The 26,859-nt window shown below is 70.2% G+C and carries 24 protein-coding genes; 18 read left to right on the forward strand and 6 right to left on the reverse strand.

Annotation, left to right across the window (positions count from 1 at the left end; genetic code table 11):
• Positions 1 to 4 precede the first annotated feature (4 nt).
• Entirely contained in the window at positions 5 to 1,210 is a 1,206-nt protein-coding gene (locus WFJ36_RS00135; protein ID WP_071327483.1) for a THUMP-like domain-containing protein, read from the reverse strand.
• 151 nt (positions 1,211 to 1,361) lie between these two features.
• Here WFJ36_RS00135 and groES point away from each other — a divergent pair, with 151 nt between their 5' ends.
• The 3 genes from groES to WFJ36_RS00150 all read left to right on the forward strand — a co-directional run bounded on the left by groES (position 1,362) and on the right by WFJ36_RS00150 (position 4,095).
• The gene (gene groES, locus WFJ36_RS00140) at positions 1,362 to 1,658 is read left to right on the forward strand and encodes a co-chaperone GroES (protein ID WP_017203655.1); all 297 of its coding nucleotides are present in this window, start codon (positions 1,362 to 1,364) and stop codon (positions 1,656 to 1,658) included.
• Positions 1,659 to 1,761: 103 nt separating this feature from the next.
• Positions 1,762 to 2,694: an EamA family transporter RarD gene (gene rarD, locus WFJ36_RS00145; RefSeq protein ID WP_336642399.1), complete on the forward strand. Its 933-nt coding sequence runs from the start codon at positions 1,762 to 1,764 to the stop codon at positions 2,692 to 2,694.
• Positions 2,695 to 2,838: 144 nt separating this feature from the next.
• Entirely contained in the window at positions 2,839 to 4,095 is a 1,257-nt protein-coding gene (locus WFJ36_RS00150) for an ABC transporter substrate-binding protein (RefSeq protein WP_071327481.1), read from the forward strand.
• Between the two features lie 60 nt (positions 4,096 to 4,155).
• Here WFJ36_RS00150 and WFJ36_RS00155 read toward each other — a convergent pair whose 3' ends face one another.
• The 4 genes from WFJ36_RS00155 to WFJ36_RS00170 are packed head-to-tail and all read right to left on the reverse strand — an operon-like array spanning position 4,156 to position 8,175.
• Positions 4,156 to 4,923, reverse strand: a complete 768-nt coding sequence (locus WFJ36_RS00155; protein WP_071327480.1) for an ABC transporter ATP-binding protein — start codon at positions 4,921 to 4,923, stop codon at positions 4,156 to 4,158.
• On the reverse strand, positions 4,920 to 5,918 hold the full coding sequence (locus tag WFJ36_RS00160) for an ABC transporter ATP-binding protein (protein ID WP_331202371.1): 999 nt from the start codon (positions 5,916 to 5,918) through the stop codon (positions 4,920 to 4,922). Before WFJ36_RS00160 ends, WFJ36_RS00155 begins: the two co-directional genes overlap by 4 nt.
• The gene (locus WFJ36_RS00165; protein WP_025103732.1) at positions 5,908 to 6,885 is read right to left on the reverse strand and encodes a branched-chain amino acid ABC transporter permease; all 978 of its coding nucleotides are present in this window, start codon (positions 6,883 to 6,885) and stop codon (positions 5,908 to 5,910) included. The genes WFJ36_RS00160 and WFJ36_RS00165 overlap by 11 nt, the downstream gene beginning before the upstream one ends.
• A gap of 3 nt (positions 6,886 to 6,888) precedes the next feature.
• Complete coding sequence (locus tag WFJ36_RS00170) at positions 6,889 to 8,175, reverse strand: ABC transporter permease subunit (RefSeq protein WP_143049241.1); 1,287 nt, start codon at positions 8,173 to 8,175, stop codon at positions 6,889 to 6,891.
• Between the two features lie 318 nt (positions 8,176 to 8,493).
• Between WFJ36_RS00170 and guaB the strand changes: the two genes are divergently transcribed.
• On the forward strand, positions 8,494 to 9,996 hold the full coding sequence (guaB, locus tag WFJ36_RS00175) for an IMP dehydrogenase (protein WP_025103734.1): 1,503 nt from the start codon (positions 8,494 to 8,496) through the stop codon (positions 9,994 to 9,996).
• 72 nt (positions 9,997 to 10,068) lie between these two features.
• Here guaB and WFJ36_RS00180 read toward each other — a convergent pair whose 3' ends face one another.
• Positions 10,069 to 10,479 (reverse strand): hypothetical protein, encoded by a 411-nt coding sequence (locus WFJ36_RS00180; RefSeq protein ID WP_292787152.1) that lies wholly within the window; start codon positions 10,477 to 10,479, stop codon positions 10,069 to 10,071.
• A gap of 100 nt (positions 10,480 to 10,579) precedes the next feature.
• On the opposite strand from WFJ36_RS00180, the gene WFJ36_RS00185 reads away from it, so the two are divergent.
• The 14 genes from WFJ36_RS00185 (at position 10,580) to WFJ36_RS00250 (ending at position 26,832) form a co-directional block, all read left to right on the forward strand.
• The gene (locus WFJ36_RS00185) at positions 10,580 to 10,891 is read left to right on the forward strand and encodes a DUF2277 domain-containing protein (RefSeq protein WP_071327477.1); all 312 of its coding nucleotides are present in this window, start codon (positions 10,580 to 10,582) and stop codon (positions 10,889 to 10,891) included.
• A 138-nt stretch (positions 10,892 to 11,029) separates the two neighbouring features.
• Positions 11,030 to 12,076: a response regulator gene (locus WFJ36_RS00190; RefSeq protein ID WP_292787146.1), complete on the forward strand. Its 1,047-nt coding sequence runs from the start codon at positions 11,030 to 11,032 to the stop codon at positions 12,074 to 12,076.
• Positions 12,076 to 13,065 carry an ATP-grasp domain-containing protein gene (locus tag WFJ36_RS00195; protein WP_292787143.1) on the forward strand — a complete coding sequence of 330 codons (990 nt, stop codon included), beginning with the start codon at positions 12,076 to 12,078 and terminating at the stop codon, positions 13,063 to 13,065. The genes WFJ36_RS00190 and WFJ36_RS00195 overlap by 1 nt, the downstream gene beginning before the upstream one ends.
• A complete protein-coding gene (locus tag WFJ36_RS00200) occupies positions 13,062 to 13,775 on the forward strand; it encodes a PHP domain-containing protein (protein WP_071327474.1) in 714 nt (237 codons plus the stop codon). Before WFJ36_RS00195 ends, WFJ36_RS00200 begins: the two co-directional genes overlap by 4 nt.
• A complete protein-coding gene (locus tag WFJ36_RS00205) occupies positions 13,775 to 15,262 on the forward strand; it encodes a glycosyltransferase family 2 protein (RefSeq protein WP_336642400.1) in 1,488 nt (495 codons plus the stop codon). The genes WFJ36_RS00200 and WFJ36_RS00205 overlap by 1 nt, the downstream gene beginning before the upstream one ends.
• Positions 15,259 to 15,402: a hypothetical protein gene (locus tag WFJ36_RS00210; protein WP_315637392.1), complete on the forward strand. Its 144-nt coding sequence runs from the start codon at positions 15,259 to 15,261 to the stop codon at positions 15,400 to 15,402. Before WFJ36_RS00205 ends, WFJ36_RS00210 begins: the two co-directional genes overlap by 4 nt.
• Entirely contained in the window at positions 15,399 to 15,746 is a 348-nt protein-coding gene (locus WFJ36_RS00215; protein ID WP_071327472.1) for a response regulator, read from the forward strand. The genes WFJ36_RS00210 and WFJ36_RS00215 overlap by 4 nt, the downstream gene beginning before the upstream one ends.
• Positions 15,743 to 17,563: a PAS domain-containing sensor histidine kinase gene (locus WFJ36_RS00220; protein WP_336642401.1), complete on the forward strand. Its 1,821-nt coding sequence runs from the start codon at positions 15,743 to 15,745 to the stop codon at positions 17,561 to 17,563. The genes WFJ36_RS00215 and WFJ36_RS00220 overlap by 4 nt, the downstream gene beginning before the upstream one ends.
• Before the next feature lie 33 nt (positions 17,564 to 17,596).
• Positions 17,597 to 17,842: an AbrB/MazE/SpoVT family DNA-binding domain-containing protein gene (locus tag WFJ36_RS00225; RefSeq protein ID WP_083391601.1), complete on the forward strand. Its 246-nt coding sequence runs from the start codon at positions 17,597 to 17,599 to the stop codon at positions 17,840 to 17,842.
• A complete protein-coding gene (locus WFJ36_RS00230) occupies positions 17,839 to 18,204 on the forward strand; it encodes a type II toxin-antitoxin system VapC family toxin (protein ID WP_336642402.1) in 366 nt (121 codons plus the stop codon). The genes WFJ36_RS00225 and WFJ36_RS00230 overlap by 4 nt, the downstream gene beginning before the upstream one ends.
• Before the next feature lie 80 nt (positions 18,205 to 18,284).
• Positions 18,285 to 19,973 (forward strand): ABC-F family ATP-binding cassette domain-containing protein, encoded by a 1,689-nt coding sequence (locus tag WFJ36_RS00235; protein ID WP_336642403.1) that lies wholly within the window; start codon positions 18,285 to 18,287, stop codon positions 19,971 to 19,973.
• A gap of 45 nt (positions 19,974 to 20,018) precedes the next feature.
• Positions 20,019 to 21,134 carry a GuaB3 family IMP dehydrogenase-related protein gene (locus tag WFJ36_RS00240; RefSeq protein WP_071327468.1) on the forward strand — a complete coding sequence of 372 codons (1,116 nt, stop codon included), beginning with the start codon at positions 20,019 to 20,021 and terminating at the stop codon, positions 21,132 to 21,134.
• Positions 21,135 to 21,191: 57 nt separating this feature from the next.
• A complete protein-coding gene (locus WFJ36_RS00245) occupies positions 21,192 to 21,950 on the forward strand; it encodes an SURF1 family protein (RefSeq protein ID WP_083391655.1) in 759 nt (252 codons plus the stop codon).
• 307 nt (positions 21,951 to 22,257) lie between these two features.
• Entirely contained in the window at positions 22,258 to 26,832 is a 4,575-nt protein-coding gene (locus WFJ36_RS00250; protein WP_336642404.1) for an ExeM/NucH family extracellular endonuclease, read from the forward strand.
• Positions 26,833 to 26,859 lie beyond the last annotated feature (27 nt).

The following is a 26,859-nucleotide window of genomic DNA, read 5'->3' on the forward strand; positions in this document are numbered from 1 at the left end:
ATCCTCAGTCCGCGGCGGGCACCCGGTCGGCGAGGATCGCGCGTCGCTGATCGCCGAATCGCGCGAGGATCAGGGTCGCCTCGGCATCGCCTCGGAGGGTCAGCTTGCGCCGGAAGGCCGCGGGATCGACGTCCACCCCGCGCTTCTTGATCTCGATGCGGCCGATGCCGTGGGTCTTCAGGGCCGCGTTGATCGTCTTCGGCGTGATCGGCAGCGTCTCCCGGACGCGGAACGACTGCACGAACGGGCTCGTCAGGGCGGCGTCGGAGGTCAGGTACGCGATGCGCGGATCGAGCATCCCCGCGTCGAGGCTGCGGGCGACGTCGCCGATGAGACGGGCCCGGATGACGGCGCCGTCCGGCTCGTGGAGGAAGGCCCCGAGCGCACGGACGGGAGCGTCCTCGGCGTCTGCGGCGCCGGTGAGCTCGTGCGAGCGCTCGCCGCGGATGACGAGGGCGGAGCGCCGGACCCCGTCCCTCGCCAGCTCGCGCGACCACACCACGAGCTCGACGACGCTCCCCTCGGCGCTGACCCACTGCGTCTCCGCGTCCGTGGGCAGGGCGCCGCGGTCGTGGGCCGGGCCGAGCTTGATCCCGGTGGGGCGCTGCGCGGCGACGGCGAACGCCCAGTCGAGGGACGGCGAGTAGTCGTCGGCGGAGACGCGCCGGGTCTCGCTGTGCCCGGAGGTGCGGCGCGCGGGATCCATCCAGATCGCCCGGCCGGGGACCTGTTCTCCGAGGGCCTCCTCCGCGGTCGCGTGGCGCACCGTGGCGTCGTCGCCGAACGGGGCGAGGTTGTAGGCGGCGAGGGCCGCGGTCACCTCGTCGGCGTCCACCGCGTGCACCGCCAGCCCCGCGCCGGCGAATGCGAGGGCGTCGCCGCCGATGCCGCAGCCGAGATCCGCGACACTCGTGAGGCCGGCCCGGCGGATCCGCTGGGCGTGGCGAGCGGCGACGCCCAAACGGGTGGCCTGCTCGAGGCCGGCGCGGGTGAAGAGCATGCGGGCGGCGAACGGGCCGAACTTCGCCGCGGCCTTCGCGCGCAGGTGCGCTTGTCCGACCACGGCGGAGACGAGGTCGGGGGAGTGGCCCGCGGCGCGCAGCCGGGAGACGGCGGCTGCGGCCTCCGCGGTGGAGGTGACCGGCCCGAGCGCATCGAGCAGCTCCAGGCCGGCGGGGGTCAGCAGGGCGCGCAGCTCGGACATCTCCACCCTCCCAGCCTACGGCGCGCTCGCCGCTCCGACCCGGGTTGGCACTCGCATTGCATGAGTGCCAGCCGACCGCCTACACTGGCATTAGCACTCTCGGGTTGAGAGTGCGAACGAGTCTTTCGTGTCAGCGTCAAGAAAGAAGAGGTAGACCGTGTCGGTTTCCATCAAGCCGCTCGAGGACCGCATCGTCATCAAGCAGGTCGAGGCCGAGCAGACCACCGCGAGTGGCCTGGTCATCCCCGACACCGCCAAGGAGAAGCCCCAGGAGGGCGAGGTCGTGGCGGTCGGCCCCGGCCGTATCGACGACAACGGCAACCGCGTCCCGCTCGACGTCGCCGTCGGCGACCGCGTGCTCTACAGCAAGTACGGCGGCACCGAGGTGAAGTTCGGTGCAGACGAGTTCCTCGTCCTGTCGGCTCGCGACGTCCTGGCGGTCGTCGTCCGCTGATCGCACCACCCGGTTCGACGAGGGCCCGGATGCTTCGGCATCCGGGCCCTCGTCGGCTTCCGGAGCGGCGCGGCCCTGGTCCTCGCGGGCATAGGGTTGTGCGGTGACCCCCGAGACGACCCGCGCCACCCAGACGGCGGGCATCGCGTACGCCGGGAGCGCCTACCTGCTGTGGGGTTTCCTGCCGCTCTACTTCCTCCTGCTGCAGCCGACCGGTCCGTGGGAGGTCGTCGCCTGGCGGGTGCTGCTCTCCTTCGTCTTCTGTCTCCTGCTGCTCACCGTCACGAGGGGATGGCCCGCCCTCCTCGCGATCGTCCGGAGCCCGCGACTGCTGGGGTGGACGGCCCTGGCCGGCTTGCTCATCTACGTCAACTGGCAGGTGTTCGTCCTCGGCACGCTGAGCGGGAACGTCGTGGAGACGGCGCTCGGCTACTTCATCAACCCGATCACGACCGTGCTGCTCGGCTTCCTGGTGCTCAAGGAGCGCCTCCGTCGGCTGCAGTGGGTGGCCGTCGGCATCGCGGCCGCCGCGGTGGTCGTCATCGTCGTGGCGTACGGCCACGTCCCCTGGATCGCCCTGACGCTGACGGCCTCCTTCGGCCTGTACGGGCTCATCAAGAAGAAGATCGGCCCCGCCGTCGACGCGGTCAGCGGGCTGACGCTCGAGTCGTTCTGGCTGATCCCCATCGCGGTGGTGCAGCTCGTGATCGTGGCGACGACGCCCGTCGGGCTGACGATGGGGACGGCGGGCTGGTCGCACGCCGTGCTGCTGGCATTCGCGGGTGTGGCCACAGCCGTCCCCCTGCTGCTCTTCGCAGCCGGCACGCGTCGGGTCGACCTCGCCGTGATCGGCATGCTGCAGTTCCTCACCCCCGTCCTGCAGTTCCTGATCGGGGTCGCCGTGCTCCGTGAGCCGATGCCGCCGGAGCGCTGGATCGGGTTCGTCCTGGTGTGGATCGCGATCGCGGTCTTCATCGTCGACCTGCTCCTCGCCGCGCGGCGCGGCCGCCGGGACACCCCCGCCGCAGCGCTCTGATCCCGCCTGTCCACGCCCGGAATCGACGGTCCTGGATCGTTAACGCACCGAGATACTTGCCCCTCCTGCGCGCGGGGCGCACGCCCTAGTGTTAGAGCACCCGACTGTGGTCACCATCCACGTTCGTTTACGCAAGGGAGCATCATGAACGCACTGAAGGGCTCGCGCAGCGCGAGGATCTTCGCCGGGATCGCGCTGGTCAGCGCTTCCGCCCTCATCATCGCGGGCTGCAGCAGCACGCCGAACGCGGAGCCGTCGGACGGGGGTGGCGACAAGCCGGCCGCCGACCTGACGCTCAAGCTCGGTTCGCTGCTGCCGGCCACCGGTACGCTCGCGTTCCTGGGCGCGCCGATGGAAGCCGGTGTCCAGCTCGCCGTCAACCAGATCAACGAGGCCGACGCCGGCATCACGATCGACCTCAGCACGGCCGACGAGGGCGACCTCGACAACAAGGCCTACGAGACCTCCATCAACAACCTGCGCAACGACGACATCACCGCCATGATCGGCGCGGCGTCCTCCAGCGTCACCAAGCTCATCCTCGACGGCAACGCGGGCGCGGACATCCTCACGGTGTCCCCGTCGAACACCTCGCCGGACTTCACGGGCATCAACCCGCTGTACTTCCGGACCGCGCCGAGCGACAACCTCCAGGGTGAGGTCCTCGGCAACGAGATCGCCGAGGACGGCCACAAGACGCTGGGCATCATCTACCAGAACGACCCGTACGGCACGGGACTGTTCGAGGCGATCAAGGCCACGTTCGAGAGCACCGGCGGCGAGGTCGTCGCCGACGCGTCGTACAACCAGGGTGACGGTCAGTTCAACGCGCAGGTCTCGGAGATCGCCGCGGCGAACCCGGACGCGGTCGCGGTCGTCTCCTACGACCAGTTCGCCACCATCGCGCCGCTGCTCGGCAACGCCGGGGTCGACACCGGGTCGCTGTACCTCGTCGACGGCAACCTGAAGGACTGGGGTGCCGACATCCCGGTCAGCCTCGAGGGCTCGAAGGGCACCCGCGCCGGCGCTGAGCTGCCGCAGGACTTCCTCGACCAGCTGAACGAGGTCTGGACGGCCGAGGGCAACGACCCGATCGACGCCGTGACCTACTCGGCCGAGGCGTACGACGCCGTGGTGCTGATCGCCCTGGCGGCGCTGAAGGCCGGCTCGGTCGAGGGCCCGGACATCGCGGCCGAGATGATCACCGTCTCCGGCGGTGACGGCGACGGCGAGAAGTGCGACAACTTCGCCGACTGCGCCGCGATCATCAACGACGGCGGCACGCCGGACTACGACGGTCTCTCCGGCGAGATCACCTTCGACGAGAACAACGACCCGAAGGGTGCGGCGATCGGCGTCTACGAGTTCGACGCCGAGAACGTCACCTCGCGCATCAAGTAACCAACGGAGAAGGCCCCGGATGCTTCGGCATCCGGGGTCTTTTCCGTGCCCAGGCCGATCTCAGGCGGCGTCTGTCCCCAGGGTGCCGAGGTAGAGGCCGATGACCTTCGGGTCGTTCAGCAGCTCCCGCCCGGTGCCCTCGTAGGCGTCCTTGCCCTGGTCGAGCACGTAGCCGCGGTCGCAGATCTGCAGGCACCGCCGGGCGTTCTGCTCGACCATGATCGTCGTCACGCCCGCCTTGTTGATGTCGGAGACGCGGATGAAGGCGTCGTCCTGCCGCACGGGGGAGAGGCCGGCGGACGGCTCGTCGAGCAGCAGCACGGACGGGTCCATCATGAGCGCGCGCGACATCGCGACCATCTGCCGCTCACCGCCGGAGAGCGAGCCGGCACGCTGCTTCAGACGCTTGCCGATCTCCGCGAAGATGCTGTTGACGAACTCGAGCCGCTCCGCGAAGATCTTCGGGTTCTGGTAGAGCCCCATCTCCAGGTTCTCCTGGATGGTGAGCGACGGGAAGACGTTGTTCGTCTGCGGTACGAAGGCGACACCGCGGCGCACGAGCTTGTCGGCCTTGAGGCCCACGATGCTCTCGCCCTTCACGGTGATGTCGCCCTCGCGGACGTTCACCATGCCGAAGATCGCCTTGAGGAGCGTCGACTTGCCGGCGCCGTTCGGGCCGATGATGCCGATGAGCTCGCCCTGGCGGGCGACGAGGTTCGCGCCGTTGAGGATGTTCACTCCCGGCAGGTAGCCGGCGTGCACGTCCTTCAGCTCGACGATGATGTCGCCGGTCGCGGGGGTGCCCTCGGCGGGGATCGCGGTGCTCATGCCTTGTCCTCCTCGGCGGCGTCCTCGGCCTCGACCTCGGCCTCGACCTCCGTCTCGATCTGCTCGCGGATGCGCTCCGCGTCGGCGTCCGAGATCACCGGGAGACGGCCGGTGACGGCGCCGAGGTCCACGTCCTGATGGGCGCCCAGGTAGGCGTCCACGACCGCGGGGTCCTCCATGACGGTCTCCGGTGGTCCCTCGGCCACCACGCGACCCTCGGCCATCACGACGACCCAGTCGGCGATGTGGCGCACCATGTGCATGTCGTGCTCCACGAAGAGCACCGTCATCCCGAGGTCCTTGAGGTCGAGGATGTGGTCGAGGAGCGACTGCGTGAGGGCGGGGTTCACCCCGGCCATCGGCTCGTCCAGCATCACCAGGCTCGGGTCGCTCATGAGGGCCCTGGCCATCTCCAGCAGCTTGCGCTGACCACCGGAGAGCGATGCCGCGAAGTCCTGCTCCTTGGCGTCGAGCTTGAAGCGCACGAGGAGCTCGTGGGCGCGCTGCTCGATCTCCTGCTCCTGCGTGCGCCAGAGGAAGGGGAACAGGCCGGCCCAGAAGCCCTCGCCGCGCTGGTCCTTCGCGCCGAGCTTCATGTTCTCCAGCACGGTCAGCAGCGACAGCGACTTGGTGAGCTGGAAGGTGCGCACCTGTCCCATGCGGGCGACCTTGAACGACGGGATGCCGGACAGGTTCTTGCCGTCGTAGGACCACGTGCCGCTGTTGGGCTTGTCGAAGCCGCACAGGAGGTTGAACAGCGTGGTCTTGCCGGCGCCGTTGGGGCCGATGAGCGCCGTGATGGCGCCACGGGGGATCTCGAGGTGATCGACGTCGACCGCGGTCAGGCCGCCGAAGCGCCGCTGCACGGCGTCCACGACGAGGATCGGGTCGACCTTCTTGACCCCGGGGGCGGCGGGACCCGCGGCCAGGCCGGTGGTCTTGGCGCGAGGAGCGCTCTTCGCGGGCGTGACAGCCGCGTCGTTCTCACTTGACAAAGGTCATCTCCCTCTTGTTCCCCAGGATGCCCTGCGGGCGGAACACGACGATGAGCATCAGCACGATGCCGATGAGGATGTAGCGCACGACGTCGGCCTGAGCGCTCGTCATGGGCAGGTAGCCGGCCGTGGCCATCGCGGGCAGGAGCGCGCCGAGGAAGGCGAACACCACCCAGAAGAGCACGGCGCCGAGCGTCGGACCGAACACCGTGGCTGCGCCGCCGAGGAGGAGGATCGTCCACAGGAAGAACGTCAGCGACGTCGAGTAGCTGCCGGGGATGACCGCCGAGGGCAGGACGAAGACGATTCCGCCCAGCGCACCGATCACGCCACCCACCACGAGCGCTTGCATCTTGTAGGCGAAGACGTTCTTGCCGAGCGAGCGCACGGCGTCTTCGTCCTCGCGGATGCCCTTGAGCACGCGGCCCCACGGGCTGCGCATGAGCGCCCAGACCACGAGGATCGTCAGAGCGAGGGTGAGCAGACCGAACACCCGCACCCAGAGGTCGTTGGCGTTGTAGGTCCACGGCCCGAAGCCGTAGGTGCCCGGCGGGAACGGGTTGGCGTCGCGGAAGCTCTGGTGGTAGCCGGAGAGACCGCCGGCGGAGTTCGTCCAGTCCTTGAACAGCTCGGTGACGAACATCAGTCGCACGACCTCCGCGGCCGCGATGGTCGCGATCGCGAGGTAGTCGGCGCGCAGCCGCAGCGTCGGGATGCCCAGCAGCAGGGCGAAGAGCGCGCCGCCGGTGATGCCGACGAGCACGCCAAGCCACCACGGGAAGCCGAAGGTGAGGATCGAGATCGCGTAGCCGTAGCCGCCGATCGCCATGAACGCCGCCATGCCGAAGTTGAGCAGACCCGTGTAGCCGAAGTGCACCGCGAGGCCGGTGGCCGCGAGGGCGTAGGCGATCGTCGTCGGGCTGAACAGGTAGGAGGCGGTGTTGCCGAAGATGCTTCCGAAGTCCATGCGTCAGCCCAACCTTTCCTTGCGTCCGAGGATGCCCTGCGGTCGCACGAGCAGGATGATGATCAGCGCGACGAGGGCGCTGGCGTACTTGAGGTCGGTCGGCACCCCGAGAAGCGTCGAGACCTCGACCGCGAGGCCGACGATGATCGAGCCGATCAGGGCGCCGATCGCGGAGCCGAGCCCGCCGAGCGTGATGGCGCAGAACATCAGCAGCAGCATCTGCATGCCCATGTCCCACTTCACGCCGGGGCGGAAGTACGCCCAGAGGATGCCGGAGATCGCCGCCAGCGTGCCGGCCAGGATCCAGACGATCCGGATGACCTTGTCCACGTCGATGCCGGAGGCGGCGGCGAGCTGCGGGTTGTCCGAGATCGCCCTCGTCGCCTTGCCGGTGCGGGTGCGGGTGAGGAAGAACGCGACGCCGAGGATCACGATGATGCTCGTCGCCATGCCGATCATGTCGATGTACGACAGGGAGATCGGCCCGAGGCGGATCGGCTCCGGGCTGGAGCCGGGCAACTGGTAGGTGTTGCCGCCGATGATGTATTGCAGGCCGTAGCGCAGGGCCAGCGAGAGGCCGATGCTGACGATCATGAGCTGGACGACGCCCAGGCCCCGGCGCCGCAGCGGCTTCCAGATGCCGGCGTCGAGCGCCCAACCGAGTGCCGCGCCGCCGATGACCGCGGCGATGATGCCCGCCCACAGCGGGAGCTGCCAGAAGGAGGTGACGACGAGCGTGACCACGGCGCCCCAGCTCACCATCTCGCCGTGGGCGAAGTTCGACAGGCGGGTGGTGCCGTAGATCAGAGCGGCGCCCATCGAGGCGAGCCCGAGCAGCAGCCCGAAGTTCAGGCCGCCCACCATGCGCGACAGGAGCTGATCGAGGAAGGAGACGGTCACCCGCTCGCCCTCGCCCAGGAAGAGGTTGACGATCTTCGTGCCGGTGAGCCCGAACTCCAGCTCGAACGAGGCGGTCGTGCCCGAGACGGGCTGGATCCCCTCGGGGAGTTGCGTCGCGTCGACGATCACACCGTCCGGCAGCGTCGACTCGTCGACCGTCAGGGTGTACGTCTCCTTCTCCGGCACGTACAGGCGCCACTTGCCCTCGGCGTCCGTCTCGGTCTCGGCGTCGAAGCCGTTGCCCTCGATCGTCATCACGACGCCCTCGACGGGCTCGTCCCCGTTGGTGACGACGCCGGCGAAGTAGAAGTCGGTGACCTCCTGACCGTCGTCCGTGGTCTCGGCGGAGGCCGCTGCGGGAGGGAGGAGGAGTGATGCCGCGAGCGCCATCAGGATTCCGAAGAAGGCGAAGGCCCGAGGGCGCTTTCGCGGTCCGGCGAGTGCTGTGGGTCCCACGCAACCTCCACTGTGAGTGCTGTCTCCGCGGGCTCGGGTCGAACCGCGGGGATGGACGACGCACTTGAGCGTAATGGGCGATCGGCGAATCACCTATCGTCCGGGCCAACGGTCCGGTAACGACAGGGTCCTGGGAATGTTCTCGGGCGTGTCTCGCTTAGAATCTCCATACGGGTCACGCCCGCGCACCGGCCGACGTCGACCCCCCCCATTCGCACCCGGATCCGCGCCACTCGCGCAGGAGGAGATTCCATGGACCAGCACGATCCCTTCGGCTTCGTCGGACTGACCTACGATGACGTGCTGCTGCTCCCCGGGCACACCGACGTCATCCCCAGTGAGGCTGACACGTCGTCCCGGATCACCCGACGGATCTCCGTCGCGACGCCGCTGCTCTCCAGCGCGATGGACACGGTGACCGAGTCCCGCATGGCGATCGCCATGGCCCGGGAGGGCGGCATCGGCATCCTGCACCGCAACCTCTCGATCGCCGACCAGGCCGCACACGTCGACCGCGTGAAGCGCAGCGAGTCCGGCATGATCACCGACCCCATCACCACGACGCAGGACGCGACGGTCGAGGAAGTCGACGCGCTGTGCGCCAAGTACCGGATCTCCGGCCTCCCGGTCGTGGACGACGAGGGTCGTCTGGTGGGCATCATCACGAACCGCGACATGCGCTTCGTCTCCGGCTTCGAGCGCCAGAGCACGTTCGTCAAGGACGTCATGACGAGGGAGAACCTCGTCACCGCCCCCGTCGGCGTCGCGGCCGGCGAGGTCATCGCGCTGTTCGCGAAGCACCGCGTCGAGAAGCTGCCCCTCATCGACGAGGATGGCAAGCTCGCCGGCCTCATCACCATCAAGGACTTCGACAAGAGCGAGAAGTATCCGCTCGCCACCAAGGATGACCAGGGTCGCCTGCGGGTGGGCGCGGCGATCGGCTTCTTCGGCGACGCGTGGGAGCGCGCCGAGGCCCTCCGCGACGCCGGGGTGGACGTGCTGGTCGTGGACACCGCCAACGGGCAGTCGCAGGGCGTGATCGACCTCGTCAAGCGCCTCAAGGCCGACGAGTCGTTCGCGCACATCGACGTCATCGGCGGCAACGTCGCCACCCGCGAAGGCGCGCAGGCGCTCGTGGACGCGGGCGTGGACGCGGTCAAGGTGGGCGTGGGTCCCGGCTCGATCTGCACCACCCGCGTGGTCGCCGGTGTGGGCGTGCCGCAGGTCACGGCCGTCTACGAGGCATCGCTCGCGGCTCGTCCGGCGGGCGTCCCGGTGATCGCCGACGGCGGCCTGCAGTACTCGGGCGACATCGCGAAGGCGCTCGTCGCCGGTGCCGATGCCGTGATGCTCGGCTCGCTGCTCGCAGGCACCGACGAGTCGCCGGGCGAGATTGTCTTCCAGTCGGGCAAGCAGTTCAAGCAGTACCGCGGCATGGGCTCGCTCGGCGCCATGCAGACGCGCGGCAAGCAGACCTCCTATTCGAAGGACCGCTACTTCCAGGCCGACGTGCCCAGCGACGACAAGCTGATCCCGGAGGGCATCGAGGGCCAGGTCCCCTACCGCGGCCCGCTCTCGGCCGTCGCCTACCAGCTCGTCGGCGGCCTGCGGCAGTCGATGTTCTACGTCGGCGCCCGCACCATCGAGGAGCTCAAGCAGCGCGGCAAGTTCGTGCGCATCACCTCGGCCGGGCTCAAGGAGTCGCACCCGCACGACGTGCAGATCGTCGTCGAGGCGCCCAACTACAAGAAGTGACCGCGACTCCCGCAGAGGGATGCACGAGGGGCCGGATGCGCTGCATCCGGCCCCTCGTCGTTCGCGGTGCGGTCAGCCGCAGCGATAGGTGACACCGCCGACGTCCCAGACGCCGGGGCCGAGTTCGGCGCACGTCCCGATGACGCCTGCCAGCACGGTCGCCAGCAGGATGATGCCGATGATCGCAAAGATCGTCAGGACGGCGCCGACGATGATGCCGGCGATCGCGATGCCCTTGGGGGCCTTCGCCTTGCCGAGTTGCACGGCGGCGATGATGCTGAGGATGAGGCCGACCGGCGGCAGCAGGAACGCCAGCACGAGGCCGATGATCGACAGCACCCGCCCCGGGGGTGATGTCGGCACGTCCTGCGCGTACGGGGCGCCGGGCGGGGGAGCGGCGGCGGCGGGGTACGGCGACGGCGTGCTGCTGGGCGGCGGCGGGTTGTAGGGCGGCGGGGCGTCGGGCGGCGGGGCGTCGGTCATGATCTCTCCTCGGTTCCGGTCGTAGCCCAGAGCGTAGCGACGGAGGGACGGGCATGCCATCCCCCTTTCGCAGCCCACGGGCCGCGCGTACGGTGCCGGTATGTGCCGAAACATCGTGCCTCTGAACAACCTCGAGCCCGCGGCCACCGACGAGGAGTGCCGCGAGGCTGCGCTCCAGTTCGTCCGCAAGATCTCCGGGACGACGGCGCCGTCGCGGGCGAACCGTGCGGTCTTCGATCGCGCGGTGGCCGAGATCGAAGTCGCCACGCGGCGGCTGCTCGATGATCTCGTGACCTCGGCGCCGCCTAAGAACCGCGAGGAGCAGGCGGCGAAGAGGCGGGCGCGATCGGCGGAGCGGTACGAGGCGATCCGGCTCTACCAGGAGGAGAAGCGGGCGGCGCGCGCGGGCTGAAGCGCTGCGGGCCGGGGGCGGAGCCCTGTGCCAGAATCGACGTACCCCGCTCGACTTTCCCTGCGGCCCGGTGATGAAGGCACCGCGGTCGTACCGCCGAATCCCCTCGGCAGGGAATCTCCCCAAGGAGAGCTGTACATGGCTGAGGTCCCCCCTCGCATCCTCGTCGTCGACGATGACCACGACGTCGCCCTTCTCGTGAAGACCGTCCTGGAGCGGCGTGCGGGCTGCGTCGTCGATCTCGCGGACGACGGGCGCTCGGCGCTCGAGAAGGCCGCGGCGGTGAAGCCCGATGTCGTCGTCACCGATATCGAGATGCCGGGACTCAGTGGTCTGGAGCTGCTCGCGGAGCTGCGCCGCCTCATGCCGACCGTGCCGGTCATCGTCATGACGGCGCACGTCTCGGTCGAGTACGCGGTGTCCGCGCTCCGGGCGCAGGCCGACGAGTTCCTCACGAAGCCGCTCGACAACGCCCGGCTCGTGGAGTCGGTCACCCGGCTCGTCGAGGAGTCACGGCGTCGGACGGCGGAGGCGAAGACCGGTGAGGTCGTCCTCGCGATCGGAGCGCACCCCGACGACGTCGAGATCGGCGTCGGCGGCATCCTCGCAGCCCATGCGGCGGCCGGCGATCGCATCACCATCCTCACGCTCTCCCGCGGAGCGCGCGGCGGTGATGCGGACAGCCGCCAGCACGAGTCGCTCGCCGCCGCCGAGCAGGTGGGTGCTCGGCTGTTCGTGAAAGACCTCGTCGACACCGAGATCTCCGGCGGCGGGTCGACCGTCCGCCTCATCGAGGAGGTCGTGCAGGAGATCCAGCCGACCATCGTCTACACGCACTCGCACCATGACCGCCACCAGGATCACCGTGCGGTGAACGAGGCGACGATCGTCGCGACGCGCCGCGTCGGCACGGTCGCGTGCTACCAGAGCCCCTCCGCGACCATCGACTACCGGCCCACGCGCTTCGTCCGCATCGACCGCTTCCTGGGTGACAAGCTGCGGCTCCTGGAGTGCTTCCAGTCCCAGGCCGCCGCGAACCGGGAGTACCTCGCGCCGGAGTTCGTCACGGCCACCGCCCGCTACTGGTCGCGGTTCGGCGGCGGCGTGGCCGTCGAGCCGCTGGAGGTCGTGCGCGAGACCGCCGAGTTCATCGGCGCCCATGAACTGACCCGACGGGAGAGCTGATGACGAAGCGCGTACTGGTCACCGGAGCAGGGGGCCCCGCCGGCGTCGCCGTGATCCGCTCCCTGCTGCGACGGTCCGATCTGACGGTCTTCGCAGCGGACATGGACGGCTGGGCGAGCGGCATCTACCTCGTCCCGCCGACGCAGCGCCGTCTGGTTCCCCCGGGGCGCGACGCGGACTTCGTGCCGGCGATCGCGCGGATGGTCGCGGAGGACGGTCTCGACCTGGTGATCTCCACCGTCGACGTGGAGCTGATCGCGCTCGCAGACCGCCGGGACGAGCTGGCCCCCGCGGTCCTCGCCGCGCCGCCCGCCGACACGCTGCGCACCGCCCTCGACAAGCTCGCCCTCGCGGAGCGCTGCGCGCCGACCGGTCGTGTGCCGCGCACCGTGCTCGCCGGTCCGGACGCGGCGGAGGTCGCGTGGGAGTTCCCCGTGTTCGCCAAGCCCCGGCAGGGAGCGGGCAGCCGCGGCGTACGCCTCGTCCCCGACGCGGAGGCGCTCGCCGCCCTCCCCGCCGATGAGGGGCTGATCGTGCAGGACTTCCTCCCTGGCGAGGAGTACTCGGTCGATGTGATCGCCGACGCCTCCGGGGGCGTGGTCGCGGCGGTCCCGCGCACCCGCGCCCGTGTGGACTCCGGCGTCGCGATCGCCGGCCGCACCCTCCGCGACCCCGAGCTCGAGGAGACCGCCGCCGCCATCGCGCGGGCGATCGGCCTCGTGGGGGTCGCCAACGTGCAGCTCCGTCGGGACCGGGACGGGCGGGCCGTGCTGCTCGAGGTCAACCCGCGCTTCCCCGGGGCGCTCCCGCTGACGATCGCCGCCGGGGTCGACATCCCGTCGCTCGTCGCCGACCTCTTCCTCGGCCGGGAGATCCCGGTGCAGGTGCCCTTCCGTGAGGTCGCCTCCGTGCGCTTCCTGGAGGACGTGATCGTCGAGGTCGACGACGTGCTCGTGTCGGCGCACGCCGGTCACCAGGAGGAGCTGTGAGTCATCCCGCCCTGCGCGGAGACCACCACGTCCACTCCACGTTCTCCGACGACGCGGTCTCCACCCTGGAGGAGAACGTCGCCGCGGCTGCGGCCGTCGGTCTCGACACCGTCCGTCTCGTCGATCACGTGCGGCAGACCACGACCTGGGTGCCGGAGTACCTCGCCGCCGTCCGCGGCCTGTCCGTCCCGGACGGGCTGACGGTGCTCACCGGAGTGGAGGCGAAGATCCTCGACGCCTCGGGCGCGCTCGACATCCCGGCGCTTCCGGCGGGCATCGACCGGATCCTCATCGCCGATCATCAGTTCCCCGGTGCGGACGGCCCGCTCGGACCCACCGCCGTGCGCGAGCGCATCGCGTCCGGCTGGGCGCCGGCCGATGTCCTCGACCAGTTCGTGGACGCCGTGATCGCCACCATGCGCCGGCACCCCGGCAACCAGCTCGCGCATTGCTTCTCGATCCTGCCGAAGATCGGTCTCGCGGAGGAGGAACTCGGGGGCGAGCGCCTCGACGCGTGGGCGCGAGCCGCCGCCGAGACGGACACGCTCGTCGAGGTCAACGAGAAGTGGGTGTGCCCCGGCGCGGAGGCGCTGAACGCCCTGGAGCGCGCGGGCGCCGGCATCGTGGCCTCCACCGACAGCCACGTGGCCGCAGACGTCGGCCGGTACGCCCGCATCGTCCCGCTGCTCACCGGGACGGAAGGACGCTGATGCCCGAACTGACCTGGATCGAGACGGTCGTCGTCGTCATCCTCCTCCTCTGCGTGCTGATCGGCACGCTGCCGGTCGTCAACACCGGTCTGCAGTTCCTCATGCTGCCGCTGCACGCCTTCCGCAATCACTACGGCAAGGCCGCCCCGTACCACCCGAACGTGGCCGTGGTCATCCCGGCATGGAACGAGGGCCTGGTCATCGGCCCCGCGATCGAGCGGCTGCTCCAGCTCGAGTACCCCGCCGAGCGCCTCCGTGTCTTCGTCGTCGACGACGCCTCCACGGACGACACCCCGGCCATCGTGCAGCAGAAGGCGGCGACCTATCCGGGGCGGGTCGTCCATCTGCGACGCGAGAAGGGTGGCGAGGGCAAGGCGCACACGCTGAACCACGGCCTCGACGTCGTGCTCGCCGACCCGTGGACCGAGGCGGTGCTCATCATGGACGCCGACGTGATCTTCGCGCGCAACTCCCTGCGCAAGCTCACCCGGCACCTCGCGGACGAGGAGGTCGGGGCCGTCACGGCCTACATCGCGGAGGGCAGCAGGGACCGCAACTACCTCACCCGGTTCATCGCGATCGAGTACGTCATCGGCCAGCTCTCGGCACGGCGTACGCAGAACGTCGGGGGAGCGATCGCCTGCCTCGCCGGGGGCGCCCAGCTGCATTCCCGCGCGAACCTCGAGTCGATCGGCGGACGCATCCCGACGGGCACGCTCGCCGAGGACACCATGACGACCTTCGAGAGTCAGCTCCACGGCCGCCGGATGGTCTTCGAGCCGCACGCCGTGGTGCTCGCCGAGGAGCCGCGGACGATCGACAGTCTCTGGAAGCAGCGGCTGCGCTGGGCGCGCGGCAACGTGCAGCTCACCTCGATCTACAAGAGGCTCTGGTTCCGGCCGAGTCGCGACCACAACCTGGGCAGCATCCCCTTCGGGCTGGCCTGGTTCACGATCCTGCTGATGCCGGCGCTCCTGCTCCTCGCCGCCACCGCGATGATCGTCCTCCTGCTCCTGCACAGCGACGTCGCGGAGTTCGTGTTCCGGTTCATGTGGATCGCCGCGGCGGCCATCTACATCTTCTCGATGCTCTACTCCGTCCAGCTCGATCCGCGCATCGGGCGGCAGTCCTGGCGCGAGGCGATCATGTTCCCGGGGCTCGGGGCGCTGATCCTCATGGCCCTGGCGCTGTTCCCCTGGGCCCTGGACGGCCTGATCGGCGCGGCGGGGCAGGAGTCGACGGAGCAGACGCGGGTGCTGTGGCTGATGGCGTTCGCCCTCTGGGGGCCGGTGTCGATGCTCGGCATCTGGCTCGCGCGGGCGGTCGAGCCGCTTCCGGCCGGACGCTTCTTCGCGGGCCTGCTGCTCTACGTCTGCGGGTACGGATCGCTGCTGTGCGCGATCACCGCCGACTCGTACCTCAAGGAGTGGCGCCGCGCGGACGCCTCCTGGATCAAGACCGAGAAGATCGGACGGGTCGACTCATGACCGACGCACCATCGCACGACGCCGAGGTGGAGGAGATCGCGGCCGACGCCCGGAAGGAGCGCCGCCTCATCCCGCAGGCGCTCCTCTCCCTCGCCGTCGTGGTCGTGATCGTCGTCGTCCGAGAGCTGCTCCTGCGATGACCGGACGGCCGCTCGCCCTGGTCGTCGAGGACGCTCCGGACCAGGCGACCCTCCTGGGGCGGTACCTCGACCGGGAGGGCTTCGACGTGTTCGTCGCGCCCGATGCGGAGTCTGCCATCGCCGCCTTCCCGGACATCGACCCCCAGGTCGCCGTCCTGGACCTGCTGCTCCCCGGCATCTCCGGGCAGGCCTGCTGCCGCCTGATCCACGAACGCTATCCGGAGTGCTTCCTCATCGTCAGCTCGGTGCTGGACGTCACCGAGTACCCGCCCGCGGACGCGGCCTTGCCGAAGCCGATCACCGGAGCCGACCTGCATCGCGCCGTGGAACGGGTCCCGCGATGAGGGCGACACCGCTGGAGCGCGCCGAGAACCGCTGGTACCGGGTCATCGACAACCCGAACCCGATCATCAAACAGCTCCCGACGCTCGTCGCCGCCGCGACCGCAGGCGTGATGACCTGGGCCATCCCCAGCCTGCCGTTCACCGATATCGCCCTCGCGCTGGCCGGCCTCGCGATCGTCCTCGTCGCGACGCTCCACGCCGGAGTGCTCAGCGCGTTGCACATCCGGGAGGGCTGGATCGTGCTCCTGGTCCCGATGGTCGACATCCTGGGACTGGGGCTCTTCCGCGCGGGGACGGGAGGCGCGGCCTCGCTCTTCAGCTCGCTCGTGCTGCTCCCCGTGATCTGGATCGCGGCGGCGCCCGGCATCCGCTGGGTCTTCGTCGTCGGCGCGTTCACGTCGCTCGCGCTGCTGATCCCCTACGTCATCGAACCGCCGACGAACGCGGTCGTGTGGCTCCGCGGCGTCGTCGGCCCTCTCGTCTTCGCGGCCGTCGCGGCCGTGGTGAACGAGCTCTCCCGGCAGCAGCGCCTGCGGGTGCAGCAGGCGGAGGAGCTGGTCACGGAGCGGACCAAGGCGCTGTCCGAGAACGTCTCGATGATCGTGCAGCTGCGACAGAAGGAGCACGAGTACCGCGTGCTTCTCGACTCGTTCGAGGGCCTGTGGGCGTCGATCACCGCGCAGGCCGTGATCGGCACCGATCGCGAGGGGCGCGTCACGGCGTGGAACCCCGGGGCCGTCCGCCTGCTCGGGCTCTCTCACGACGAGGCTCTCGACGACGTGCGGGTCGATCGCTTCTTCTCGTCGTCGGCATTGGCGATGCTGGCCGAGGACACCGTCGCGCGCGAAGGGGATGCGGGGGCACCGCGCGTGCCCGGTGTGCCCGACGAGCGCGCGGACGTGCCGGAGGGCCTCTGCGAGCTCTTCGCCCAGGCGGACGCAGGGAACACGGTCGACGGCGACATCGAGGTCAGGACCGCGGGCGGCACGACGGTACCCGCCCGGGTGACCGTGACGCCGCACAAGGATCCGTCCGGCGCGCAGCAGGGGTACCTGTTCGTGCTCACCGATGAGACGAGAGCCGTCGAGGTCGCGCGCATGAAGGACGAGTTCGTGGGGATGATCTCCCATGAGCTGCGGACGCCGCTGAGCGCGATCATCGGCTTCCTCGACCTGCTGCAGAACGATCCCGGTCAGCCGCTCACGGAGGATCAGCAGGAGTTCGTCGGCATCATCGAGCGCAACGCGAAGCGGCTGCTGAACCTCGTCGGCGACCTGCTCTTCACGGCGCAGGTGGAGTCGGGGCGGTTCCCCCTGGAACGGGACCAGGCCGACGTCGCGGAGCTCGTGCGCTCGGCGGTGGTCTCGGCGGGACCGCACGCGCAGCGCGAGGGGATCGAGCTGGACCTGCAGGTCGGCGACGAGCCGATCCCGCTGCTCGTCGATCCCGGACGCCTCGGGCAGGCGGTGGACAACCTCCTCTCGAACGCCATCAAGTTCACCCCCCGCGGGGGTCGGGTGACGGCCGCCGTGCGTCGCCTCGACGGCGGGGTGCAGGTCGCCATCGCCGACACCGGGGTCGGGATCCCGCAGGACGAGCAGCGCATGCTCTTCACCCGGTTCTTCCGCGCCTCGACGGCCACGCGCAACGCCGTGCCGGGGGTGGGGCTGGGGCTCACGATCACGCGCGCGATCGTGCTGGCCCACGGCGGCTCCATGGACGTGACCAGCGAGGAGGGGGTGGGCACCGAGTTCCGGTTCGTGCTCCCGGCGGCTCCCAAGACCGAGGTGCTGCAGACGCTCAGCCGCGCGGACTGACCACGCGAGGAAGGGCAGTGGTATCGTGGGTCGATGGATACCACCTTCGTCGCTCCGATGGGAGACCGCGGCCGTCTGGTGATTCCGGCTGAGCTGCGCGCGCGGCAGCACTGGGATCAGGGCGTTCCCCTCCTGATGATCGAAGCGGAGGGTGGCGTCGTCCTCCTCACTCGCGAACAGGCGAAGGCGCTGATCCGCCGTCAGCTCGAGGGGCAGAGTCTCCTGGAGGCTCTGCTCGCCGAGCGCCGCGCGGCCGCTGCGCAGGACGACGCGGCGTGAGGGTCCTCGACGCTTCGGCTGTGCTGGCATTTCTCCAGGACGAGCCCGGTGCCGCCCGTGTGGAGAAGGCTCTCGATGGCGGCGTCATCGGTGCGGCGAACTGGTCGGAGGTGGCCCAGAAGGTGCGCGCCGCCGGGGCCGACTGGGGCATCGCCTCCGGACTCCTCCTCAGCTATCGTCTGACGATCGAGCCCGTCTCGCATCGCGACGCGGAAAGGGCGGCAGCGCTCTGGGCTCGGGGCACCGCGCTCTCTCTCGGAGCCCGGTTGTGCCTGGCGCTCGCCGAACGGATGGACGCGGCGGTGCTGACCGCGGACCGGGCATGGGGCGACGGCGGGCGCATCGAGCAGTTACGACCGTAGCTCGTCCCGGTCGTTGTGCAGCCGCGCGGACTGATAGCCTGGTCGGCTCGCTGTCCGCGGGCGGAAGGACGGCCACGCCTGTGGGGTACATCGACGCATCCGGGATCTCGCTGACGCTTCCCGATGGCAGACCGCTTCTCGACGAGGTGTCGTTCCGGGTCGGGGCGGGCTCGACGAGTGCTCTCATCGGACCGAACGGTGCGGGGAAGACGACGCTGCTGCGGATCATCCGCGGTGAGCAGCCGGCCGACGACGGGGTGGTGACCATCGACGGCGGCCTCGGCGTCATGGACCAGTTCGTCGGACACGGCGAGCCGGGCCAGACCGTGCACGAGCTGCTCGTGCGCGTGGCTCCGACGCGCCTCCGTGCCGCCGCGGAAGCGCTGGAGGCCGCGGAGAACGCCCTCATCGACCGCGACGAGCACGACACCCAGATGGCCTACGCCTCCGCGATCGCCGAGTACGCGGACGCCGGCGGCTACGAGCACGAGACCGTGTGGGACCAGTGCACCGTGGCGGCGCTCGGCGTGCCGTTCGAGCGGGCGCGCTACCGCGAGCTCACCTCCCTCTCCGGCGGCGAGCAGAAGCGGCTCGCCCTCGAGGCGCTGCTCCGCGGCCCGGACGAGGTGCTCCTGCTCGACGAGCCGGACAACTACCTCGACGTGCCGACCAAGCGATGGCTCGAGGAGCGCCTGCGCGCCACCGACAAGACGGTGCTGCTGGTCTCGCACGACCGCGAGCTCCTCGCCAGGGCCGCCGATCGGCTGATCACGCTGGAGCCCGGCGCGGCGGGGTCGACCGCCTGGGTGCACGGCGGGAGCTTCGCCACCTATCACCAGGCGCGCAGCGATCGGATGGATCGGCTCGACGAGCTGCGCCGACGGTGGGACGAGCAGCACGAGAAGCTCCGCGTCCTGGTGGCGAACCTCAAGGTCAAGGCGTCTGCGAACGACGGCTTCGCCTCCCGCTACCAGGCGGCGCAGACGCGATTGCGGAAGTTCGAGGAGGCGGGCCCGCCGGAAGAGCGACCCCCGGCGCAGGAGTTCGACATGCGCCTCCGCGGCGCCAGGACCGGCAAGCGCGCCGTCGTCGCGGACCGGCTGGAGCTGACCGGCCTCATGCGTCCGTTCGACGCCGAGATCTGGTACGGCGACCGTGTCGGCGTGCTCGGCTCCAATGGCTCGGGCAAGTCGCACTTCCTGCGGCTGCTGGCCCGCGGCGGCACCGACCCGGATCCGTCCCTCGGCCACGTGACCGCGGTCGCGGAGGAGCTCGCCCCCGTCGCGCACACCGGTCGTGCGGTGCTGGGCGCCCGCGTGGTGCCGGGGCTCTTCGCACAGACCCACGCGCATCCGGAGTTCGTCGGCCGCACCCTGCTGGAGATCCTGCACCGCGGGGACGACCTCCGTGACGGCATGCCCCGCGACGCGGCGAGTTCGGCCCTGGACAGGTACGGCCTCGTCCGTCAGGCGCAGCAGCCGTTCGAATCGCTCTCCGGGGGACAGCAGGCGCGGTTCCAGGTGCTCCTGCTCGAGCTCTCCGGCGCAACCCTGCTGCTCCTCGACGAGCCCACCGACAACCTCGACCTGGAGTCGGCCGAGGCGCTGGAGGAGGCGCTCGGACGCTTCGAGGGCACCGTGGTGGCGGTCACGCACGACCGGTGGTTCGCGCGTTCCTTCGACCGGTTCCTCGTGTTCGGCACGGACGGCGAGGTCTACGAGTCCGACGAGCCGGTGTGGGACGAGCGGCGGGTGGCGCGTGCGCGCTGACCGCCGCGGAGGCCGCCGGGCGCCGGGTAGGCTGGACGGGTGACCATGGAGATCGAGCTCGGCCGAGGAAAGCGCGCGCGTCGCGCGTACACGTTCGACGACATCGCGGTGGTGCCCTCGCGGCGCACGCGGAACCCGGAGGACGTGTCCACCGCGTGGACGATCGACGCCTTCGGCTTCGAGATCCCGGTGCTCGGTGCGCCGATGGACTCGGTCGTCAGCCCGCGCACCGCGATCATGCTCGGGCAGCTCGGCGGCCTGGGGGTGCTCGACCTCGAGGGTCTCTGGACCCGCTACGAGGACCCGGAGCCGCTGCTCGCCGAGATCGCTGGCCTCGCGGAGGACCACGCGACCGTGCGCATGCAGGAGCTCTACTCGGAGCCCATCAAGCCCGAGCTCATCACCCGCCGCCTCGCCGAGATCCGGGAGGCGGGCGTCACCGTCGCCGGCTCCCTCACCCCGCAGCGCACGCAGGAGTTCTACGACACCGTCGCCGCGGCCGGGGTCGACCTGTTCGTCATCCGGGGGACGACCGTCTCCGCCGAGCACGTGTCGAGCGTGGCGGAGCCCCTGAACCTCAAGAAGTTCATCTACGACCTCGACGTGCCGGTGATCGTGGGCGGAGCGGCGACCTACACGGCGGCCCTGCACCTCATGCGCACCGGCGCGGCCGGCGTTCTCGTGGGCTTCGGTGGCGGCGCGGCGTCCACCACCCGCGCCACCCTCGGCATCCACGCCCCCATGGCGACCGCGGTGTCCGACGTGGCGGCCGCGCGTCGCGACTACCTCGACGAGTCCGGCGGGCGCTATGTGCACGTGATCGCCGACGGCGGTGTCGGCACCTCCGGGGACATCGTGAAGGCGCTCGCCATGGGCGCCGACGCGGTCATGCTCGGCGTCGCCCTGGCCCGCGCCACGGACGCCCCCGGTCAGGGATTCCACTGGGGTCCCGAGGCGCACCACCCCAAGCTCCCGCGCGGGCGACGCGTCGAGGTGGGCGGCATCGGAACGCTGGAGGAGATCCTCTACGGCCCTGCGCCCGTCGCCGACGGCACCGCGAACCTCATCGGCGCGCTGCGCAAGTCGATGGCCACCACCGGGTACTCCGACCTCAAGGAGTTCCAGCGGGTGGAGGTCGTGCTGGCCCCGTACGAGGCCTGAGGTCTCCGCATCACCGTGACCGCGCCTGCTCCCTTCCCGCCGACCCTCCGTGAGGTCATGCTGCGGGGACGCTGGATCGCGATGCTGCTGCTGTGCCTCGTCGTCGCCGGGGTGTTCGCCTGGCTCGGCCAGTGGCAGCTGGAGCGGGCGATCGAGACCGATCCGCCGGCGCCGGGGGCGACCGAGCAGGTCCGACCGCTCGATGACGTCGTCGCGCCGGGGGAGTACCTCCCCGAGCCCCTCGTCGGACAGCGCGTGGAGACCGAAGGCGTCTGGGTCCCCGGGGACTTCCTCGTCGTGGGCAGTCGCTTCAACGACGGCGTGGAGGGGTACTGGGTCACCGGCCAGCTCCGCGTCGACGAACGTGTGTCGTTGGCGGTGGCCATCGGCTGGGCCCCGGATCGGGCGGCCGCCGACGCCGCGGTGGAGCGCCTGGAAGCCGAGGCGGACGGAGGCGTGGTCGAGGTCGCCGGTCGCGTCATCTCGGATGAGGGTCCGTCGGTCCCGCCGCGCTCGGATCCGGAGCAGCTGGACCGGATGTCGCCGGCCGCTCTGCTGAGCCGTTGGCACGACATCGAGCAGCTCGACGTCTACCGTCCGTACCTCGCTTCCACGACCGCGACCGCGGGACTCGTCGACATCGCGTCCCCGGCGCCCGACGAGCAGTCGCCGGTCAACTGGCTCAACGTGTTCTACGCCGCCGAGTGGGTCATCTTCGCCGGCTTCGCGTTCTACCTCTGGTACCGCCTGGCGAAGGACGCCTGGGAGCGCGAGGTGGAGGAGTTCGACGAAGCGCAGGGGGCCGCGACCGTCTGACGGCCGTTGCGCATCCGCGCGGCTGACGCTGCGCTTCTGCGCGCCGCGACGGCTCCGTGTGAACCTTCGTCAGGGGGCGTCGCGGCCATTCGGTGAGCGCTGGATGACCAATGGGGAAACTCCGTTGAGGATGTCCGAACCGCTCCGTAAGCTCGCTCCATGTGCGCACGCTGGGAGTTCCCGATGTGTGCGATGACAGCGTCCTGAGCAGCGCCGGAACACGATCGAGGAGACAGCACCGATGATGTCCGCTCCTGAGCACGGGGAGACCCTGACCCCCGTCTCGCACCGCAGAATCCGAGGGCGCGTGGGCGCTCTCGCCGCGACGTGCGTCGCCGCCCTGAGCTTCGGCTCGCTGGTGGCCGCGCCTGCGTCGGCGAACACCGAGGGCACCGGGGTGGTGATCAACGAGGCCTACCTGTCCGGCGGAAGCGCGGGGGCGGCGTTCACGAACAAGTTCGTGGAGCTGTACAACCCGACGACGGCGCCCGTCACCCTCGACGGGATGTCCCTGCAGTACCGCTCCGCGGCGGGGACCGGCGCCTTCAACGGCGTCGCCCCGCTGAAGGGCACGATCCCCGCGGGGGGCTACTTCCTCGTGCAGGGGAACAGCAACGGCACCAACGGTGCTGCGCTGCCCACGCCCGACGCCACCACCACGCTGAGCCCGAGCGGCACCAACGGCACCCTGGCCCTCGTCGAGGGCACCGCCGCGGTGACGCTCACCCCCGGCTCGACGGTCGGCGCGGACGGCGTGATCGACCTCCTCGGCTACGGCACCTCGAACACCTTCGAGACGGCGGCCGCCGCCGCCCCCTCGAGCAACACCGACGTCCGGTCGCTGAACCGCACCGCGGGTGCCGACGCGGACGACAACAAGGCCGACTTCACGCTGTCGGCGACGATCACCCCGCAGAACTCCGGCGGTACCGACCCCGGCACCGACCCGGGGGAGGAGCCGGGCGAGCAGCCCACGACCGCCACGATCGCCGAGGTCCAGGGCACCGGCGACGTCTCGCCGCTCGCCGGACAGCGCGTCCGCGTCGAGGGTGTCGTCACCGCCGACCATCGCACCGGCGGCTACAAGGGCATCGTGATCCAGACGCAGGGCTCGGGCGGCGACAACGACGCGACCCCCGGCGCCTCGGACGGGGTGTTCGTCTTCCTGAACGCGCTTGCGCCCACGCTCGAGATCGGCGACCTCGTCTCGGTGACCGGCACCGTGAGCGAGTACTTCGGTCAGACCCAGATCGCTCCCGCCGCGGTGGCCGACGTCTCGGTCGTCACGGCCGGTGTGGGCGTGCCCGCCCTCACTCCGCTCCCGGACACCGTGCGCGGTGCCGACCGTGAGCAGTACGAGAACATGTACGTCGCTCCGACCGGCACGTACCGGCTCGCGTCGAGCCACCAGCTCTACAACTACGGGACGCTGTGGCTGAACGCCGGCGACGACCTCAACGTCAAGAGCACCGAGACCACGCGTCCCGGGGCCGACGCCGCCGCCATCGCGGCCGAGAACCGCGCCAACCGCATCCTGCTCGACGACGCCTGGTCCATCCAGGTGACCAACAATGGCCACCCGGGCCAGCAGCCGTACTTCACGGAGGACACGGTGGTCCGCAACGGCGACACCGTCGACTTCGGGTCCAACGGCTACGTGCTCCAGTGGGGCTTCGACGACTGGCGGCTGCAGCCGGTCGTCCCGATCGACGACGCGTCCCCGGCGGAGCGCAAGGTCACCTTCGAGGCGACCAACCCGCGCCCCGAGAAGGCCCCGGAGGTGGGCGGTGACGCGCAGGTGGCGTCGTTCAACGTCTACAACTACTTCACGACGCTGAAGAGCGAGAACGCCGACGCCCGCGGCGCGGCGAACGCCGCCCAGTTCGCGATCCAGAAGTCCAAGATCGTCTCGGCCATCAACGGCCTCGACGCCGAGATCGTCGCGCTCATGGAGATCGAGAACTCGGTCAAGCTGGGCAAGCCCGTCGACACCGCTCTGAAGGACCTCGTCGCCGGCCTCAACGCCGACGCGGGCTCCGACGTGTGGGACTACGTCCGCACGCCGAAGGCCCTGCAGGACCCGGCGACGACGGACTACATCACGAACGCGATCATTTTCAAGAAGGACGCCGTGAGCACGGTGGGCGACAGCGCCACCGTCACCGACGAGTCCGTGTGGGGCAACGCCCGCGAGCCGATCGCGCAGGCGTTCGACATCGACGGCCGCGTGGTCACCGTGGTCGCCAACCACCTGAAGTCGAAGTCCCCGCCGCAGGGCGCCGGGGCGGAGCCGGCCGACGGCCAGGGCTTCTTCAACGCCGATCGGGTGAAGCAGGCGCAGGCCGTCCTCGCCTTCACGGACGAGCTGGCCGAGACCAGCGGCAGCAGCGACATGCTGCTGATCGGCGACTTCAACGCCTACGGGCAGGAAGACCCGATCGACGTGTTCACCTCGCAGGGGTGGAGCGACGTGGCCGCCGACAAGGCCGCAGGGCAGTACACCTACACGTTCGACGGAGAACTCGGCTCGCTCGACCACGTGATCGCGTCGCCGTCGCTCGCCCCCTCCATCACGGGCGCCGGCGTCTGGGGCATCAACTCGCCGGAGTGGAGCGATCGCGGCTACGCGTTCGGCGCCACCGAGGAGGGCACCCCGTACCGGTCCAGCGACCACGACCCGATCATCGTCGGCGTCTCGTCGGAGATCCCGCCGGTGAACATCGACGTCGTGACGGTTAACGACTTCCACGGCCGCATCGAGGCCGACGGGGCTGCGGCGGGGGCCGCCGTGCTCGCCGGCGCGGTGCAGCAGTTCCGTGCGGCGAACCCGAACACGATCTTCGCCGGAGCCGGCGATCTGATCGGGGCCTCGACGTTCACCTCGTTCATCAACGACGACAACCCCACGATCGACGCGCTCAACGCCGCCGGTCTGGACGTGAGCGCTGCGGGCAACCACGAGTTCGATCAGGGCTGGGAAGACCTGCGCGACCGGGTGCAGGAGCGCGCGGACTGGGAGTACATCTCCTCGAACGTGTTCCTCACGGAGACCGGTGAGCCCGCGCTCGCCCCGGCCTGGGTCAAGGAGCTCGACGGGGTGCGCGTCGGCTTCGTGGGCGCCGTCACGGAGGATCTCGACTCGCTCGTCTCGCCCGAGGGCATCGCGGATCTCGAGGTGCGCAGCATCGTCGACTCCGTGAACGCGGTGGCCGACGACCTGCGCGACGGTGACCCCGCGAACGGCGAGGCGGACGTCGTCATCCTGCTCGTGCACGAGGGCGCGGAGAGCACCGCGCTGTCTGCGATCACCGAGGACTCGCCGCTGGGCGAGATCGTCTACGGCGTCGACGACGACGTGGATGCGATCGTCTCGGCGCACACGCACCTCGCCTACAACCACGTCATCGACGGCCGACCGGTCGTCTCGGCGGGGCAGTACGGCGAGAACCTCGGCCTCATGAACATCCAGGTCGACCCGAAGACGAAGGAGCTGCTCTCGATCACCAACGAGATCAAGCCCCTCACGTCCGCCGGCAAGCCGCTGTACCCGGCGGTGCCGGTGGTGCAGGCCATCGTCGCCAAGGCGAAGGCGGAGGCCGACGTGCTGGGAGCGGTGAAGGTGGGCGACATCACCGCCGACTTCAACCGCGCGCGGCAGTCCAACGGCTCGGAGAACCGCGGTGGCGAGTCCACCATCGGCAACTTCGTCGCCGACGTGCAGAAGTGGTCCACGGGTGCGGACATCGCGCTCATGAACCCGGGTGGCATCCGTGCCAACCTGACCTACGCGTCGAGCAACGCCGAGGATCCCGACGGGAACGTCACCTATCGGGAGGCGGCGACCGTCCAGCCGTTCGCCAACACGCTGGTCACGCTGACCCTCACCGGGACGCAGCTGAAGGGCGTGCTGGAGGAGCAGTGGCAGCCGGCAGGCTCGGCGCGACCGTTCCTCAAGCTCGGCGTCTCCGAGGGCCTGGTCTACACCTACGATCCGACGGCGCCCGCGGGTTCGCGGATCACCTCGATCACGCTGAACGGCACCGCGATCGACCCGAACGGGGAGTACACGGTGGCGGCGAACTCCTTCCTCGCGGCGGGCGGCGACAACTTCGCCACCTTCAAGCAGGGCGCGGGCAAGCGGGACACCGGCAAGATCGACCTCCAGTCGATGGTCGACTGGTTCGACGCGAACAAGACGGCCTCGCCGGACCTCGCCCAGCGTGCGGTCGGTGTGACCGTCAGCCCGGCGGACGCCGACGGCTACCGCGCCGGCGACCAGGTGACGGTCTCGCTCTCCTCGCTGGCGTTCAGCGGTGGCGAGGCGGCCCCGGGAGCGGTCACGCTGTCGCTCGGCGACACCCAGCTCGCGGCCGGCACGGTCGACCCGACCATCGTGGACACCACCGACGAGGGCGGCCGCGCCACCCTCACCTTCACGGTGCCGTCCGGGGTGTTCGGTGAGCAGCAGCTCACGGTCGAGGTCCCGGCCACGGGCACGACGGTGCAGGTGCCGTTCACGATCGCCGGCGAGGAGGAGTTCGCGGGGACCATCGCGCTCGGCTCCTCGAAGGTGGCCGCGGGCAAGAAGCTCGACGTCACGGGCACGGGCTACCAGCCCGGCGAGACCGTCACGGTCGAGCTCCGGCCGAAGAAGGGCCAGGGAGTCCAGGTGGGAACGGTGCAGGTCCGTCAGGACGGCACGTTCAGCACCTCGGTGACGGTGCCGAAGAACGCCCAGCCCGGCAAGTACACCGTCGCGGTGGCGCAGGCCGACGGAGACGAGGCCACGGCCACCGTCACCGTCAACCGCGCCGGCGGCATCGGCGGAATCATCAAGGACATCGTCGACTGGCTGTGGGACCTCCTGACCGGATGGTTCTGATGCCGAGCGGCGGATGACGAGGCGGAG

This window comes from Microbacterium sp. MMO-113 (genome assembly GCF_037148555.1).
Lineage (GTDB): Bacteria > Actinomycetota > Actinomycetes > Actinomycetales > Microbacteriaceae > Microbacterium.